Origin of the sequence: Rhodopseudomonas julia, from assembly GCF_030813515.1 — a bacterium.
In the GTDB taxonomy this organism is placed as follows: domain Bacteria; phylum Pseudomonadota; class Alphaproteobacteria; order Rhizobiales; family Afifellaceae; genus Afifella; species Afifella julia.
Genome location: NZ_JAUSUK010000002.1, coordinates 88,412 through 104,247 on the forward strand (window position 1 = coordinate 88,412; position 15,836 = coordinate 104,247).

General features: G+C 63.2%; 16 protein-coding genes, 1 other RNA gene and 2 pseudogenes. 15 read left to right on the forward strand and 4 right to left on the reverse strand.

What is annotated here, in order from left to right; genetic code table 11:
- Nucleotides 1-27: 27 nt before the first annotated feature.
- Nucleotides 28-186, reverse strand: a non-coding RNA gene (gene ssrS / locus J2R99_RS09540) — 6S RNA.
- Nucleotides 187-356: 170 nt separating this feature from the next.
- On the opposite strand from ssrS, the pseudogene J2R99_RS09545 reads away from it, so the two are divergent.
- Nucleotides 357-614: pseudogene (locus tag J2R99_RS09545) on the forward strand (transposase); the annotation flags it as partial.
- Between the two features lie 172 nt (nt 615-786).
- On the opposite strand, the gene J2R99_RS09550 reads toward J2R99_RS09545, so the two are convergent.
- On the reverse strand, nt 787-1,656 hold the full coding sequence (locus J2R99_RS09550; RefSeq protein ID WP_307154270.1) for a calcium-binding protein: 870 nt from the start codon (nt 1,654-1,656) through the stop codon (nt 787-789).
- Between the two features lie 275 nt (nt 1,657-1,931).
- Here J2R99_RS09550 and J2R99_RS09555 point away from each other — a divergent pair, with 275 nt between their 5' ends.
- Together J2R99_RS09555 and J2R99_RS09560 are read left to right on the forward strand one after the other, a co-directional pair.
- Entirely contained in the window at nt 1,932-2,345 is a 414-nt protein-coding gene (locus J2R99_RS09555) for a universal stress protein (RefSeq protein WP_307154271.1), read from the forward strand.
- A 99-nt stretch (nt 2,346-2,444) separates the two neighbouring features.
- Nucleotides 2,445-4,358 carry a propionyl-CoA synthetase gene (locus tag J2R99_RS09560; RefSeq protein WP_307154272.1) on the forward strand — a complete coding sequence of 638 codons (1,914 nt, stop codon included), beginning with the start codon at nt 2,445-2,447 and terminating at the stop codon, nt 4,356-4,358.
- A 120-nt stretch (nt 4,359-4,478) separates the two neighbouring features.
- Here J2R99_RS09560 and J2R99_RS09565 read toward each other — a convergent pair whose 3' ends face one another.
- Entirely contained in the window at nt 4,479-5,906 is a 1,428-nt protein-coding gene (locus tag J2R99_RS09565) for an MATE family efflux transporter (RefSeq protein ID WP_307154273.1), read from the reverse strand.
- A gap of 179 nt (nt 5,907-6,085) precedes the next feature.
- Between J2R99_RS09565 and J2R99_RS09570 the strand changes: the two genes are divergently transcribed.
- From J2R99_RS09570 to ybgC, 9 genes and pseudogenes are all read left to right on the forward strand, one after another.
- Complete coding sequence (locus J2R99_RS09570; protein ID WP_307154274.1) at nt 6,086-7,900, forward strand: glycoside hydrolase family 15 protein; 1,815 nt, start codon at nt 6,086-6,088, stop codon at nt 7,898-7,900.
- A gap of 193 nt (nt 7,901-8,093) precedes the next feature.
- On the forward strand, nt 8,094-8,903 hold the full coding sequence (locus J2R99_RS09575) for an SDR family oxidoreductase (protein WP_307154275.1): 810 nt from the start codon (nt 8,094-8,096) through the stop codon (nt 8,901-8,903).
- Nucleotides 8,904-8,955: 52 nt separating this feature from the next.
- Entirely contained in the window at nt 8,956-9,744 is a 789-nt protein-coding gene (locus tag J2R99_RS09580; protein WP_307154276.1) for an SDR family NAD(P)-dependent oxidoreductase, read from the forward strand.
- A gap of 38 nt (nt 9,745-9,782) precedes the next feature.
- Nucleotides 9,783-10,274, forward strand: a pseudogene (gene ruvC / locus J2R99_RS09585) (crossover junction endodeoxyribonuclease RuvC); the annotation flags it as partial.
- Between the two features lie 221 nt (nt 10,275-10,495).
- The gene (locus J2R99_RS09590) at nt 10,496-10,744 is read left to right on the forward strand and encodes an AbrB/MazE/SpoVT family DNA-binding domain-containing protein (protein ID WP_092815531.1); all 249 of its coding nucleotides are present in this window, start codon (nt 10,496-10,498) and stop codon (nt 10,742-10,744) included.
- Nucleotides 10,737-11,153, forward strand: coding sequence for a type II toxin-antitoxin system VapC family toxin (locus J2R99_RS09595; protein WP_092815534.1), 417 nt, complete (start codon nt 10,737-10,739; stop codon nt 11,151-11,153). Before J2R99_RS09590 ends, J2R99_RS09595 begins: the two co-directional genes overlap by 8 nt.
- Nucleotides 11,150-11,776: a Holliday junction branch migration protein RuvA gene (gene ruvA / locus J2R99_RS09600; RefSeq protein ID WP_234629033.1), complete on the forward strand. Its 627-nt coding sequence runs from the start codon at nt 11,150-11,152 to the stop codon at nt 11,774-11,776. Before J2R99_RS09595 ends, ruvA begins: the two co-directional genes overlap by 4 nt.
- Nucleotides 11,773-12,822 (forward strand): Holliday junction branch migration DNA helicase RuvB, encoded by a 1,050-nt coding sequence (gene ruvB, locus J2R99_RS09605; RefSeq protein WP_307154277.1) that lies wholly within the window; start codon nt 11,773-11,775, stop codon nt 12,820-12,822. Before ruvA ends, ruvB begins: the two co-directional genes overlap by 4 nt.
- On the forward strand, nt 12,806-13,264 hold the full coding sequence (gene ybgC, locus J2R99_RS09610; RefSeq protein WP_307154278.1) for a tol-pal system-associated acyl-CoA thioesterase: 459 nt from the start codon (nt 12,806-12,808) through the stop codon (nt 13,262-13,264). The genes ruvB and ybgC overlap by 17 nt, the downstream gene beginning before the upstream one ends.
- A gap of 4 nt (nt 13,265-13,268) precedes the next feature.
- Here the strand turns inward: ybgC and J2R99_RS09615 are convergent, their stop codons facing one another.
- Nucleotides 13,269-13,406: a hypothetical protein gene (locus tag J2R99_RS09615; protein ID WP_307154279.1), complete on the reverse strand. Its 138-nt coding sequence runs from the start codon at nt 13,404-13,406 to the stop codon at nt 13,269-13,271.
- Nucleotides 13,407-13,651: 245 nt separating this feature from the next.
- Between J2R99_RS09615 and tolQ the strand changes: the two genes are divergently transcribed.
- From tolQ to tolA, 3 genes are read left to right on the forward strand one after another with little or no spacing between them, the layout of a single operon-like run.
- Nucleotides 13,652-14,365 (forward strand): protein TolQ, encoded by a 714-nt coding sequence (tolQ, locus tag J2R99_RS09620; RefSeq protein ID WP_092815542.1) that lies wholly within the window; start codon nt 13,652-13,654, stop codon nt 14,363-14,365.
- Nucleotides 14,365-14,817, forward strand: coding sequence for a protein TolR (gene tolR, locus J2R99_RS09625; protein ID WP_370872339.1), 453 nt, complete (start codon nt 14,365-14,367; stop codon nt 14,815-14,817). The genes tolQ and tolR overlap by 1 nt, the downstream gene beginning before the upstream one ends.
- A 3-nt stretch (nt 14,818-14,820) precedes the next feature.
- On the forward strand, nt 14,821-15,831 hold the full coding sequence (gene tolA, locus J2R99_RS09630) for a cell envelope integrity protein TolA (protein WP_307154280.1): 1,011 nt from the start codon (nt 14,821-14,823) through the stop codon (nt 15,829-15,831).
- Nucleotides 15,832-15,836: the final 5 nt, after the last annotated feature.

The following is a 15,836-nucleotide window of genomic DNA, read 5'->3' on the forward strand; positions in this document are numbered from 1 at the left end:
GAAAGATCGACGAGGAAGGGGGTTGAGAGCGCGGCCGCCATGGCCGGTGGAGTGTACGATCCCGGGAAACCTACAAAGTAGGTGGGCGCCGTTTTGGTCAAGCCCACGGGCAAGACCAGGGACAGCTCCCTTCGAGATCGATAAGGCCCCGGGGAATGTGACTCCTGTCGAACCGGGCAGCCGCGCGAAGGCGAGATATAGGGAGCACCTGGAGCCTCGGCAAACGAAACCTGACAGACAGGTTTCGATATCCTCCAAAGAACCCCGAACGCAATCATGGGGTGTAACATCGCAAGGTTTGCACGTGTGACGGGGGCGGGGCATCATGCCGCGCCAGCGCGATCGGGCAGCACCCGTCAGAACCGACGGCGAACCAGTTGCGCCTATTCCTGCATGTTGGCGCCTACTGGCTGATGTGGGGCCTGCGCGCCGCGATGCCAAAGCGCTCGCACCTCGCCGTCGCGCAGTTCGACACCTTGCGTCTGCGCCTCATCAAAATCGCCGCTCGAGTTGTCGGATTGAAGACGCATATCCGCCTGCACATGCCGACATCCTGCCAGGACCAGAGCATCCTGCGTGTCGTCCTGGGCCGGATGCCGCGCCTCATCGCCTGATCGACGGGGCCGCGACGCCCCCGAACCAACCCTCGACCGCAACCTGTAAACCTCGTCTCTCCGCCACGCAGGGGCATCCCCGGCGAAGAGAAAGCCATGTCGAACTGCGATCCCAGAAAGACAAATTCACTGGTTCAGAGCACCCAAACCCGATCGCTATGAATTAAACAGGCTAGAAGATAAATGTTATGTCATTGATATCTTCTAGTTCCATGTCGTCGATCTCGATCGTTGAGCCTCCGCCTAGATTGATGACGACGTTCGTATGGTAGGTTGTCTGAACCTCATGCGCCCGAGCGCTCACCGCGCTGTTCGAGCTGAAACCGTAGGCGCTGATATCTATTCGGTCTTGGTCGATGTCGAAAAGATAGATGGTGTCGGCCCCCGAGCCATTTACGAACGCCATCGTCGTCGGGCCAAAGCCTTTTGAACTGCCGTAGAGCCAGTCGTCTCCGGCACCACCCCACAACGTTGTGTTGCCATTCCCGGTAAAGAGGACGTCGCTTCCGTCTCCTCCGAAGAGGATGTCGTTGCCGTCTCCAGCGTAGAGGAAGTCGTTGCCCGCGCCCGCATAGATTGTATCGTTGCCGGCACCTGCGTAAAGCGTATCGTTGCCGGCATCCCGCCCGCCGAAGAACACGTCGTTGCCACCGCCACCCTCAATGTAGTCGTTCCCGTCGCCGCCGCCGAGGAAGTCGGAGCCCTCTGCGGGCGCGATACGGTCGTCGCCGGCGCCGCCAAAGACGTGGTTCACGTTGGCCGCCGTGTCGGGGATGTCTTCACCAGAAACTGCACCATCTGGATCAAGCTCGTCGGCCCCGTCACCGCCGAAAATCGTGTCGTTGCCCGACCCGCCGCGAAGATCATCATCGCCGAGCTTGCCAAAGATAAGGTCATCTCCGGCGCCCCCGAAGATGTTGTCATCACCGGTATCGCCTGGGCCGGCGAAAATCGTGTCCGCGCCACCATAGGCCAGCGCACGGTCGTTCCCCGGCCCAAGGACCATCGTCTCGGAATTTTCGGTTCCGTAAAATGTCGCCATCACACGCTCCCAGAGATCGGCAAGCCGGAATTTCAGTTCGCAAGTCGCAATAATCTCGCCTTCTTAGGACGATGCGTTACCGCTACATTTATATTCAAATGTAATATTTTTCACTGTTCAAGCTAAAAAAATTAGCGCAACCCGCTTTTCTAGCTAGAGAAATGCATTCTCCCGCTACGGTCGTATCCGTTTTCGCTCTCGACTGCGGAGCCCGCAGGTTTGGCAGTCGATATTTTGGGCTAGGCTTACGGACAACCACGACCAGGGAGGCTTAGATGTTTCGAACCATTCTCGTGCCAGCGGATCTTGCCCATGCGGACAAGCTCGAGAGAGCCCTGGAGGCGGCTGCGAGCCTTGCCAAGCAACATGGCTCGCGCCTCATCCTCGTCGGGGTCTCGGCGGCTCTTCCCAGCTCTCTTTCCCATAATCCGGCCGAGTTCGCCGAAAGACTTAATGAATTCGCAGCCCGGCAGAGCGATAAGCACGGCGTTACATTTGAAGCCAAGGCGGTGACGAGCCACGATCCGACGCGAGATCTAGATCAGACGTTGAGCGAACAGGTTCATGAGACGGGCGCCGATCTCGTCGTCATGTCTTCCCATGTGCCCGGTTTCGCCGAACACGTTTTTTCGTCACGTGCCGGCTATCTTGCGACGCACAGCGAGGTTTCCGTCTTCGTCGTTCGCTGACCGAGGGGCGGAGGCAAGGGCGCGGCGAAGCTGGAGCTACCTGGAGGTGATTGCCGACCGGGCCTGCTGAATGTACCAATTATCGGGGAGGAAACACATATGACGAGCCGTTATCACGAGGTTTACAAGTCCTGGGAAGAGGATCCGGAAGCCTTCTGGGCCAAAGCCGGCGAAGAGATCGACTGGTCGAAGCCTGCCGAGAAGATCTTCGATCCCGAAATGGGCATGTATGGGCGCTGGTTCGCCGGCGCCGAAACCAACACCTGTTACAATTGCGTCGATCGCCATGTGGAGCGAGGCCGTCCCGGCCAGCCGGCGATCATCTACGACAGCCCCATCACCGGTGCGAAGCGTACGATCACCTACCAGGAGCTTCTCTCCGAGGTGGAGGCTCTGGCCGCGGTGTTGCGCGAGAAGGGCATCGAGAAGGGCGACCGCGTCATCGTCTATATGCCGATGGTGCCCGAGGCGCTTTTCGCCATGCTCGCCTGCGCCAGGCTCGGCGCCGTGCATTCGGTGGTCTTCGGCGGGTTCGCGGCAAACGAGCTTGCGACGCGCGTCAACGATTGTGAGCCGAAGGCGATCATCTCCGCCTCCTGTGGCATCGAGCCGAATCGGGTCGTGAAATACAAGCCCCTTCTCGATCAGGCCCTCGACATCGCCCGCCACCAGCCGGAATTCTGCCTGGTCGTGCAGCGCGAGCAGGGGCCGTGCGAGCTGACGGAGGGGCGCGACTACGATTATCTGGAGCTCGTCGAAGCGGCCAAGAATGCCGGCACGAAGGTGCCGCCGGTGCCGGTTGCGGCGACCGACCCGCTCTACATTCTCTACACCTCCGGCACGACCGGACGGCCGAAGGGCGTCGTGCGCGACAATGGCGGGCACATGGTGGCGCTCAAATGGTCGATGAAGGCGATCTACGACATCGATCCGGGCGAGGTTTTTTGGGCCGCATCCGATGTCGGTTGGGTCGTCGGCCATTCCTACATCGTCTACGCGCCGCTTCTGCACGGCTGCACGACGATCGTCTTCGAAGGCAAGCCGGTCGGCACACCCGATGCCGGCGTCTTCTGGCGCGTCATCGAGGAGCACAAGGTTTCCGCCCTCTTCACGGCACCGACGGCCTTCCGCGCGATCAAGAAGGAAGATCCGCAGGGCGAGCATGTCGGCCGCTACGATCTCAGCCAAATGCGTACGCTGTTTTTGGCGGGCGAGCGCGCCGATCCAGATACGATCCGCTGGGCGCAGGATCAGCTCGGCGTGCCGGTGGTCGACCATTGGTGGCAGACGGAAACGGCCTGGGCGATCGCTGCCAATCCGGCAGGTCTCGGCCTGTTGCCGGTCAAGTACGGCTCGCCGACGGTTGCAATGCCGGGCTACAAGATCGAGATCCTCGACGATGCCGGCCATCCGGTCGGCCCGAATACGCTCGGCAATATCGTCGTCAAACTGCCGCTGCCGCCTGCGTGCCTGCCCACTTTGTGGAACGCCGATGAGCGCTTCAAGGAGAGTTATCTCCTGGAGTTCCCGGGTTACTACAAGACGGCCGATGCCGGCATGCTCGACGACGAAGGCTATGTCTACGTCATGTCGCGCACCGACGACATCATCAACGTCGCTGGCCATCGCCTGTCGACGGGCGCGATGGAAGAAGTTCTTTCCAACCATCCGGACGTTGCCGAATGCGCCGTCATCGGCGCCGCCGATGCGCTCAAGGGCCAGATGCCGATGGGCTTCGTCGTCTTGAAATCCGGCCGCGACCGCGATCCGCTGGAGATCCAGAAGGAGTGCATCCGTCTGGTGCGCGAGGAGATCGGGCCGGTGGCCGCCTTCAAGACGGTGCATGTCGTGCATCGCCTGCCGAAGACGCGCTCGGGCAAGATCCTGCGCGCCACGATGCGCCACATCGTCGATCACGAGGATTTCCGCATGCCGGCGACGATCGACGATCCGGCGATCCTCGACGAGATCAAGGGCGTCGTGGAACATGTCGATCAGATGCGGGTGAGCTGAGAGCTGAGAGGGCCGCCAGGGTTTGCGGCGGCCTCTATGGGTTCTTCGTCGCTTGAATGACGTCGAAGCGGCCGCTTTCTGGCGGCCGCTTTTTCTTCGCCTGCCGTGCCGTGCGCCTCGTCACGCCGGCTCGAAGCCGACGAGGCCATAGCGCTCGCGGCGCAGATAGCGCGCCGTCAGAAGCACGGCTGCGGCCGCAAGCCCCGCAGCCAGGCCCCACCAGACCCCGACACCACCCCAGTTCAGGACGAAGCCGAGGACATAGGCGGTCGGCGTGCCGATCACCCAGTAGCTGACGATCGCGATGATCATCGGCACCCGCGTGTCCTTGAGGCCGCGCAGGATGCCGGCAGCCACCGCCTGCAGCGAATCGACGATCTGGAACACACCGGCTACCAGGAGCAGCGGCACCGCATAGGCGAGAACTTCGTCGGCATTGACGTTGGCGGGGTCGAGATAGAGCCCGATCAGCTCCTCCGGCAGCAAGCGGAAGGTGGTCGCGGCGCCAACCGCGATCGCCGCACCCATCACCAGGGCGACCGTGCCGGCCCGACCGAGCCCGATCCGGTCGCCGCGCCCGGCCGCCAGGCCAACGCGGACGGTGGCCGCACTCGCCAGCCCAAGCGGAACCATGAAGGTGATCGAGGAGATCTGCAGGGCAATCCCGTGGGCGGCCAGCGGCACGGCGCCGAGCCAGCCGATCATCACCGAGGCGGCGGCGAACAGTCCGACTTCGGCGATGATCGTGGCGCCGATCGGCCAGCCCAGCCGCACGATCTCGCGAAAGCCGTACCAGTCGGGGCGCCAGAACCGGACATAGAGTTCATAGCGGCGCAACCCTGTCGCCCGCGCCGTATAGGCCGCAAGCAGGCCCGCCATCAGAAGATTGGACACCAAAGTTGCGATCGCCGCGCCCACCAGGCCAAGGGCGGGGGCGCCGAGATGGCCGAAGATCAGCACGTAGTTCAAAAGCGCGTTGGCGAGTGCTCCGACGATGATGACGGCGAGCACCAGATAGGCGCGGCCCACGACCGTCAGATAGGAGCGCAGGCCCATGATCAGGAGGGCAGGAAACATCGACCACTGCGCCACATGCATGTAATCGGCCGCCATCGCGGCCAGATCCGGCTCCTGACCGAAGGCGACGAGGATCGCCTCGATCTCCCACAGCGGGAACATCATCGCTGCGCCGTAGAGCCAAAGAACCCAGAGGCTCATCCGGACCGAGCGGCGCACGCCGCGCACGTCGTTGCGGCCCTCGGCATTGGCGGCCAGCGGCAGCGCGGCCTGGGCGAAACCGACGCCGAACATGAAGCACAGGAAGAAGGCCTGGGTGGCGAGCACCGCCGCGGCCAGCTCGCGCGCGCCCAGCCAGCCGACCATGACCGTGTCGGTGACGTTCATCGTCACCTGCGCGAGCTGGGTGCCGATCAACGGCAAGGCCAAGACGACGGTCGCGCCGGCGTGGCCTGGCCACGACAGCCTGCCACCGCCGGGGACATCGGTCGGGACTTCGCGTTGGGAACGGAAACGATTCAAGGGCTGCATGATTCACCACCAGGAGCCGGGGGAGTACATGGCGAGACCCGTGAAAGCCAACCGCCTTTCGGTTGCACGGAAAGGCCGTCTTCAGCGTATCCGTCGGAGAATGCCTTTCCGCCCTGGACGGTGGGAAGGCGAGCGCTAGGCTAGTAAGCCGGCTCTTCGTCCTTCACATATCATCCCTCATGACAGACAAAACCTTCACGCCGATCGAAGATCACGCCATCATTGGCGACATGCAGACGGCGGCGCTCGTCGCGCTCGACGGCACGATCGACTTTTTCTGCTATCCGAATTTCGATTCGCCCACGGTGTTCGCTTCGCTTCTCGACCGGGAGAAGGGCGGACATTTCAAGTTGAGTGCAGCGTGCGACGGGTTGCGTTCGCGCCAACTCTATCTGCCCGACACCAATATTCTGATCACCCGCTTCCAGGGCGAGGAGAGCGTTGCGGAGGTTTCCGACTTCATGCCGCTCGACGGGTCGGGGCGGATCGTGCGGCGGGCGAAGGCGATTCAGGGCGAGGTCGATTTCACGCTCTCCTGCGCACCACGCTTCGATTACGCGCGCGGCACGACGAGCGCGGAGGCGATCCCCTACGGGGTCAAGTTCTCAGACGGGGAGAGGCATCTCTTTCTCTACAGTCACGTCCAGCTCGGCATATCGGAAGGGGCCGCAGAGGCACGTTTCCGCTTGAAGGAAGGCGAACATGCCTTCGTCGTCCTCTGTCCGGGACGCGCCGACGCCCCGCCGATCGATGCCGATTACGTTTCCAGGAGTTTCATCGAAACGAGCGATTTCTGGCACGATTGGGTGGCGAACGGCCATTATCCCTCGCGCTGGCGCGACGTCGTGGTGCGCTCCGGGCTGGTCCTGAAACTCCTCTCCTCGCAGAAACACGGCTCGATTGCCGCGGCGGCGACCTTTGGCCTGCCGGAGGTGGCCGGAAACAGTCGCAACTGGGATTACCGCTATTGCTGGGTCCGCGACGCGGCATTTTCCGTCTACGCCTTCACCCGTCTCGGCCGTTACGAGGAAGCGCATCAGTTTACGACCTTCCTTCTCGGTCTGACCGAGGGACGCGACGATGGTGAGATGCAGATCATGTACGCCATGGACGGGCGCCACGATCTCGAAGAAGTCTCGCTCGACCATCTGGAAGGCTGGAAGAACTCGCAGCCCGTCAGGATCGGCAACGCGGCCTACGAGCAATTGCAGCTCGACATTTATGGCGAGCTTCTGGACACGATCTATGTGGCGGCAAAATCGCTCGGCCAGCCATCGGTCCGAGCCTGGCGAGAAATCGTCAAGATGCTCGACTGGCTCAAGGAGAATTGGCACCGGCCGGACGAGGGCATCTGGGAGGTGCGTGGGCCGCGCCGGGAGTTTCTGTCTTCGCGGCTGATGTCATGGGTGGCTTTCGACCGCGCGGCCCGCATGGCGGTGAAATATTCTCTGGCGGGGCCGGTGGAAGCCTGGCGGGCCGAGCGCGACACCATCTATCGTTCCATTATGGAGGAGTTCTGGGACGAGGAGATCGGCGCCTTCGTGCAGTATAAGGGCTCCAAGACGGTGGATGCCTCCGTCCTCTTGATGCCTCTCGTGCGCTTCATCAATCCCCGCGACCGCTATTGGCTCAGAACGATGCGTGCCGTGGAGCACCGTCTCGTCAAGGATTGCCTCGTCCTGCGTTACGACGACGAGGCGGAGGGCGCCGAAGACGTCGACGGGCTTTCCGGGCGCGAAGGTGCCTTCACCACCTGCGCCTTCTGGTATGTGGAGGCGCTGGCACGGACAGGCGATCTGCCGCGGGCGCGGCTCATGTTCGAAAAACTGCTCTCTTACGCCAACCATGTCGGCCTCTATGCGGAGGAGCTCAGCCCGTCCGGGGCGCATCTTGGGAACTTCCCGCAAGCGCTCACGCATCTCTCTCTGATTTCGGCCGCCCACTGGCTGGAACGGGCTCTCGACGGCGATGAGGGAACCCGGTTCGCAGCCTGACGTTCGCCACCCAGGGACACAGTCTCAGTGACACGTTTCATAGGGGGAGACGTTCTAGAGAGACGCTCCAAAGGGACGCAGGACGGTGCAGGGTGCCGGTGGCTTCTCTTCAGGCGATACGCCTTCGACGCGAAAGGCCGCTCGGCCGACATCGCTTGCGTCCTTCCACCCATTCACGCTCAGGAGGGGCTCAGTGGCAGCTCAAAACGGACTAAGCCTGGAAGGACAGAACGCCGTCGTGACGGGGGCGAGCTCGGGCATCGGAGCGGCCGTCGCCGCGGGCTTGGCGAAGGCGGGGGCCGATGTCGTCATCAACTACCATTCCGACGAGGAAGGGGCGGCCAAGACACTCACCGCTGTCGAACGAGCCGGAAGCCGAGGCGTCATCATCGGCGGCGATGTCGGGTGCGAGAGCGATGTCCACAAGCTTTTCGATTGCTGCGAGGCGGAGCTCGGTCCGGTCGATATCGTCTTCTCCAATGCCGGCATCCAGCGCGACTGTGCCTTCGGGGAGATGTCGCTTGCCGATTGGGAAGCGGTCATCTCCACCAATCTCACCGGCGCCTTTCTGGTCTCCCGCGAGGCCGTCAAACGTTTCCGCAAGAAGGGACTGCGCGAAGAGGTGAGCCCGGCACTCGGCAAGATCGTCTTCAATTCCTCCGTCCATGAGCGCATTCCCTGGGCCGGGCGGGTCAATTATGCGGCCTCCAAGGGGGGCGTTTCCCTCCTCATGCAATCGCTCGCCCAGGAGGTGGGCCATGAGAAAATCCGGGTGAACTCCGTGGGGCCCGGCGCCATCGCCACCGACATCAACGCCGATGAGCGTGCCGACGATGCGGATGCGATCCGCAGCCTCATCCCCTATGGCCGGATCGGCGAACCGGAGGATATCGCTCAGGCCGTCGTCTGGCTCGTGTCGGACGCCGCCGATTATGTGCACGGCCATTGTCTGTTTGCCGATGGAGGCATGACGCTTTATCCCGGCTTCATCGGCAACGGCTGAGGCGACTCGGTCTCCGCCGTTCGGGCCGGACGGGCCAAAAGGGAAGATGCCAATGTCGCTGGAAAACAAGGTCGCCATCGTGACCGGTGGAGCGAAGGGAATTGGGCGTGCCGTCGCCAAGCGCTTCCTGTCTGAGGGGGCGCGGGTGGTCCTCGCCGATATCGACGACGATGCGGGCAGCGCTTCGGTGGAGGCGCTCGGCGATCTCGGGCCTGTGCGTTTCGTGCATTGCGACGTCGCCGAAAAGCTCTCGGTACGCAATCTCCTGGCGACGACGGTCGACGCCTATGGCGACATCGACGTCCTCGTCTCCTGTGCTGCTATCGCGCTCAAGGCGGATTTCCTGGCGTTGACGGAGGATGAATTCGACCGCGTCCTCAATGTCAATCTCAAGGGGGCGTTTCTCGTCGGCCAGGCCGTCGCCAAGCGCATGGTCAAACAGATCGAAGCGGGCGGCGATCCGGGCGTCATCATCCATATGAGCTCGGTCAATGCCGTCGTCGCGATCCCCGACCAGGTGCCGTACACGATCTCCAAGGGTGGCGTGAACCAGCTCACCAAGGTGATGGCGCTGGCGCTCGCGCCGCATGGCATCCGCGTCAACGCGATCGGGCCGGGCTCCATCATGACCGACATGCTGGGGCATGTCGCCGACGATGCCGAAGCCCGCCAGCGCATTTTGACACGCACGCCGCTGCGCCGCATCGGCGAGCCGAGCGAGGTGGCCGCGGTCGCAGCCTTCCTCGCCTCCGACGATGCGAGCTACATGACCGGGCAGACTGTCTATGTCGACGGCGGGCGCCTGCCGCTCAATTTCACGGTTTCGACCGAGGATTCGTAAGCTGCGCTGTTTCTCCCGGTCTTCGCTATGATCGGCCGATGAAGCAGACGATTCGCATCATCGGCATCGATCCCGGCCTGCGCCGCACCGGCTGGGGCGTCGTCGATATGTCCGGGACACGGCTCGCCTTCGTCGCGGCCGGCACGGTGCGCTCCGACGAAAAAGACGCGCTGTGTGACCGGCTCGCCGCGCTCTATGACGGGCTCGTCGCCGTGATTTCCGAACACAGCCCCGGCGAAGCGGCGGTGGAAAACACCTTCGTCAACCGCGATGCGGGCGCCACTTTGAAGCTCGGGCAGGCGCGCGGCATTGCCCTTCTGGCGCCGGCGAAGGCGGGGCTCGAAGTGGCGGAATACGCCCCCAACATGGTGAAGAAGTCGGTCGTGGGCGCCGGCCACGCGCAGAAGGGGCAGATCCGCACGATGGTCTCCATCCTGATGCCGAAGGCGACCTTCGACAGCGACGATGCCGCCGACGCGCTCGCCATCGCCATCTGCCACGCGCATCACCGCGGCAGCGCCGTGGCCCAGGCGGGGACAAACCCTGCGGTCGAGGCGAAGAGCCGGCGTGGCGGTCGGGGGATCGAGGTGATCAAAGGCTCGCGCACCGCGAACGAACATCTTTCGTCGGACGAACTCATGCGGTTGGTGCGCGGGCGGGGGTGAAGCCCAGGAGAATGCGCCTCGTCGCCTTGCCGACGTTTCTGTAATGTTCTATTTCTTACCTGGGTAGCATTACAAGGGTGGCTCCGATGCGCATGACCTCGAAGGGGCAGGTTACCGTGCCCAAGCACTTACGCGATCTCGCCGGCTTGCGACCGGGCAGCGAGGTTCGCTTCAGCTTTGAGGAAGGCAGAGTTACTCTGAGCAGAGCAGATGCTGAGGAGCGCCCGGGCAAAACGCGCGGCGACCGGGCTGTAGAAGCGATCGTTGGCACCAGGACGGTCAATCGTGGGCTCTCGACCGACGAGATCATGCGGCTCATGCGCGGCGATGCGTGACACGCTCGTCGATACGAATGTCCTTCTCGATATTTCGGAGGCGAACCAAGTCTGGTTCGGATGGTCTTCGATGGCGCTGCGCGATGCAGCCAACCGAGGTGAGCTTGTCGTCAATCCGGTGGTCTATTCGGAGCTTGCCAGCGGATATGCACGGCGGGAGGAGCTCGAGGCGATGCTGATGCATGCCAGCATCCGCAAGGAAGAACTCCCCTGGGATGCCGCTTTCATGGCCGGTTTGGTTTACAGGACCTATCGGGGAAAAGGCGGCGAACGGACACGGCCTCTTCCAGATTTTTATATCGGCGCGCATGCTTCGGTCCGAGGCTACCGGCTTCTTACGCGCGACCGCGGCTATTATCGCGGTTATTTCCCAACGATCGAGATCATCTCGCCGGACACCCATCCATGATTGGCAAACTCAAAGGGCGCATCGATTCCTACGGACCCGACTGGGTCATCGTCGATGTCGGCGGCGTCGGCTATGTCGTGCATTGCTCGACGCAGACGCTGCAGGCGCTGCCGTCGCCCGGAGAGGCGGCGACGCTTTCGATCGAGACTTATGTGCGCGAGGACCAGATCCGGCTTTTCGGTTTCGCCTCGGATGTGGAGCGCGAATGGTTCCGGCTGTTGAATTCGGTGCAGGGGGTGGGCACGCGGATGGCGCTGGGCGTGCTCGGCACGCTGCGGCCGGCCGATCTTTCCTCCGCGATCGCGCTGCAGGACAAGGCGATGATCGCGCGTTCGCCCGGCGTCGGGCCGAAGCTTGCCGGGCGCATCTGTTCGGAGCTCAAGGACAAGGCGCCGGCGCTCGGCAGTGGCATCGGTGGCGATCCGTCGCTGTCGCGCCTGCAATCGGATCTCGGCGATCAGGTCGCGCCGCAGCCGATCGCCGATGCGGTTTCCGCCCTCGTCAATCTCGGCTATGCCCAGGCACAGGCCTCGGCCGCGATCGCCAAAGCGATGCGTGATGCGGGCGAGGGGGCCGAAACCGCGAAATTGATCAGGCTCGGCCTGAAGGAGCTCAGCCAGTGAGCACAGACCGTCTCGTCAGCGCCGATGCGCGCGTCGAGGACAGCGATCCCGACGCCTCGTTCCGGCCGGAGCGGCTCGCCGATTTCGTCGGCCAGGAGAAGGCGCGGGGCAATCTCAAAGTCTTCATCGAGGCGGCGCGGTCGCGCTCGGAGGCGCTCGATCATGTGCTTTTCGTCGGGCCGCCAGGGCTCGGCAAGACGACGCTCGCCCAGATCGTGGCGCGCGAGCTCGGCGTCAATTTCCGTTCCACGTCGGGACCGGTCATCGCCAAAGCGGGCGATCTCGCAGCCCTTCTCACCAATCTCGACGAGCGCGACGTGCTCTTCATCGACGAGATCCACCGCCTCAATCCGGCGGTGGAAGAAATTCTCTATCCGGCAATGGAAGATTTCGAGCTCGATCTCATCATCGGTGAGGGGCCGGCGGCGCGCTCGGTGAAGATCGATCTCGCGCCCTTCACCCTGATCGGCGCGACCACGCGGCTCGGGCTTTTGACGACGCCTCTGCGCGACCGCTTCGGCATTCCCGTGCGGCTTGATTTCTATACCGAGGCGGAGCTTGAAAAGATCGTGCGCCGGGGGGCGCGCATTCTGGGGGCGCCGATTTCCGATGAAGGGGCGAGCGAAATTGCCCGGCGCGCGCGCGGCACGCCACGGGTCGCCGGCCGGCTGTTGCGGCGCGTGCGCGATTTTGCGGCCGTGGACGGAGCGGAGCGTATCGAACGGTCTCTCGCAGACAAGGCGCTTCTGGCGCTCGAGGTCGACGCCCGCGGGCTCGATCTCCTCGACAGGCGCTATCTCGTGATGATCGCCGAGAATTTCGGTGGCGGGCCGGTCGGAATCGAAACGATTTCGGCAGCCCTATCGGAGCCGCGCGACGCCATCGAAGACATCGTCGAGCCCTATCTCATCCAGCAGGGATTTATCCAAAGAACACCGCGCGGGCGCCTGTTGACGCCAAGGGCCTTCCAGCATCTGGGCCTCGCCGTGCCGACGCAGGACCGGGCCGCGCAGATGGGGCTTTTTCTGAATGACGACGACAGCTGACGCGCCCGCCGAACTTTCCGGCCGGCTGACGGCGGACGGGCATATCCTGCATCAGCGGGTTTATTTCGAAGACACGGATTTTTCGGGCCTCGTCTATCACGCCCGCTACCTGCATTTTCTGGAGAGGGGTCGCTCGGATTTCCTACGCCTTCTCGGCGTGCATCATCGTGTGCTCGCCGAGGACGGCCTTGCCTTTGCCGTGCGGCGGATGACGATCGAGTTCGAAAAGCCGGCGCGCATCGACGATATCGTGACCGTCCTCACGAGGCCCGAGAAAGTGGGCGGGGCGCGGGTGACGTTGACGCAGGAGCTGCGCTGCGGCGAAACTCTTCTGGTCAAGGCTGTCGTGGAAGCGGCGTTGCTGACCACTGAAGGTCGTCCGGCGCGCCTGCCGGGAACCGTGCGAGAGGCCTTGAGCGCCTCTTTCAGACAAAGTCCGTAAAAATTTAAGCGGCAAGTCCGCCAAGAGCGACCAGGAACACGGAGAGGCCAAGTGCAGAAACGACCAAGGCGTCGGTGAAGCGCGAGTCGGTCTCGGTCGGTTGATCTGCAGTCTGATCAAGGCGGGCGTCGAAGCGCGACATGGGATTCCTCTTGGCCTCAACGGCCTGCTGTTTGGAATATCAAACGCCTTCCGACTCCAACGGTTCCAATCGTTTATGGCGAACAAGAAAAGTTCGCTATGAGGACCCGCTCCTAACGGTTCGTTAACCGTGATGATCTCTCATCCTTTAGACTGGTTTCATCGGGGCAGGCTCTCTCAGGCCGTGCTTTTGTCACATTCGGCGGTCAAGAGCCGCCAAGATCGAACAAAGAGCGATCTCATTCCATGGATCAAGTTGCCCAGACAGCGCTCGCCGATCCGGCGGGTGGCTTTTCCCTGCTATCTCTATTCTGGCAGGCGCATATCGTCGTGAAGATCGTCATGCTTGGCCTGCTCGGAGCTTCCGTGTGGTGCTGGGCGATCATCATCGACAAGACGCTGCTCTACCGCCGGATGAAGGGCCAGCTCGACAAGTTCGAAGATACGTTCTGGTCGGGCCAGTCCCTCGAACAGCTCTATAACCAGGTGTCGGCGCGTGAAGCGCACGGCATGGCGGCCCTCTTCGTTGCCGCCATGAAGGAGTGGAAGCGCACCTATGAGGGGGGCGCGAAATCGCTCGCAGGCCTCGGCCAGCGCATCGACCGGGTGATGGATGTCACGATCGCACGCGAGGTCGACCGGCTCGAACGGCGGCTTCTGGTGCTCGCGACTGTCGGCTCGGCCGGCCCCTTCATCGGCCTTTTCGGCACGGTGTGGGGCATCATGACCTCGTTTCAGGCGATCGCGGCCTCGAAGAACACCAATCTCGCCGTCGTGGCGCCGGGCATCGCCGAAGCGCTTCTTGCGACGGCGTTCGGCCTCTTCGCGGCCATTCCGGCGGTCATGTTCTACAATAAATTCGCCAGCCAGGTGTCCCGGCTCGCGACCCGGATGGAGGGCTTTGCCGACGAGTTCGCGGCAATCCTGTCACGCCAGATCGACGAGCGGAGAGCGGCCTGATGGGTGCTGGGATGATCGCACCGAGCAGGGGCGGCAGCAGCCGCCATCGTCTGCGCCGCCGCCATGCGCTGGTGGCGGAGATCAACGTCACGCCTTTCGTCGACGTCATGCTGGTGTTGCTGATCATCTTCATGGTGGCGGCGCCGCTTCTCACCGTCGGCGTGCCGATCGACCTACCGGAAACGCAGGCCAAGGCGATGGATGCCGACACGGAGCCCTTGACGGTGTCGGTCAATGCCGATGGGTCGATCTATCTGCAGGAGGAGGAGATCTCGTCCGACAAGCTCGTGGCGACGCTGCAGGCGCTTGCCAAAAACGGGCTCAACGAGCGCATTTTCGTGCGCGGTGATCGCAATGCCGATTACGGCACGATTATGCGGGTGATGGGCCGTCTCAATGCGGCCGGCTATCGCCGGATCGGTCTCGTCACCCTGCAAGAGACTGATGGGTAAGGAATGCGTGTCGGCCTCGGCGTTTCACTTGCGGCTCACCTGGCGCTGATCTCGCTCGGGCTCTTCGCGTTTCCGGACGCGAAGCCTTTCAGCGTGGATCACACGGAGGCCTTGCCTGTCGATCTCGTGCCGATTTCCGAGGTGACCGATCTCCTCGCCGGCTCCAAGACGGCGAAGCCGAAGCCTGACGAAAAGCCTCAGCCCAAGCTGCAGGCCAAGGCCGATCGGCCGGACCCGAAGCCGGCGGAAAAGCCGGCGCCGAAGCCCGTTCAATCGGTGAAGGAACCGACGCCGCGGCCGACGCCGAAGGTCGAAGAAAAGCCGAAGCCGGAAGAGACCAAGGTCGCCGCCGTGCCGCCGGAACCAGAGCCCGAGCCGGAGCCTGCTCCGCGTCCCGACGCGCAACCGGAGAAGGCGCCGGAGGCCACGCCGCAAGAGGCGGCGCCTGCGCTCGACACCCTGCCGAAGATGCGCCCGACGCCACCCAAGGACATCAAACCGCCGAAGCCTGCAGAGACGAAGCCGGCGCAAGAAAAGCCCGTGCCGGAAAAGCCGAAGGTGACGCAAAAGCCTGAGCCGAAGCGGGATTTCCGGCCCGACGACATCGCGGCACTTCTCGACAAGCGCGATCCGACGGGCGGCGGGGACCCTGATCCGTCACCCGATCCTCAGACGTTCGGCGCGCGCGAGGGCAAGGCCGAGGCGGCGATGACGCAAAGCGAGATCGAGGCTCTGAAAGCACGGCTTTATCAGTGCTGGAACCCGCCGATCGGCGTACGTCAGGCGGGCGGGCTCCGGGTGACGGTCGCCATCAGCCTGCAGCCCGACGGAACGCTTGCCGCCCCGCCCCGCCCGGTCGGCGGCGGTTTCGACGAGCTTTCACGGGTCGCGATGGAGAGCGCCATCCGCGCCGTCCACGAATGCGCGCCTTACGACATACTACCGCCAGAGAAATACTCCTTGTGGCGGGATATCGAATTCACCTTCGACCCGAGCGAAATGCTCGGCGGATGAGATTT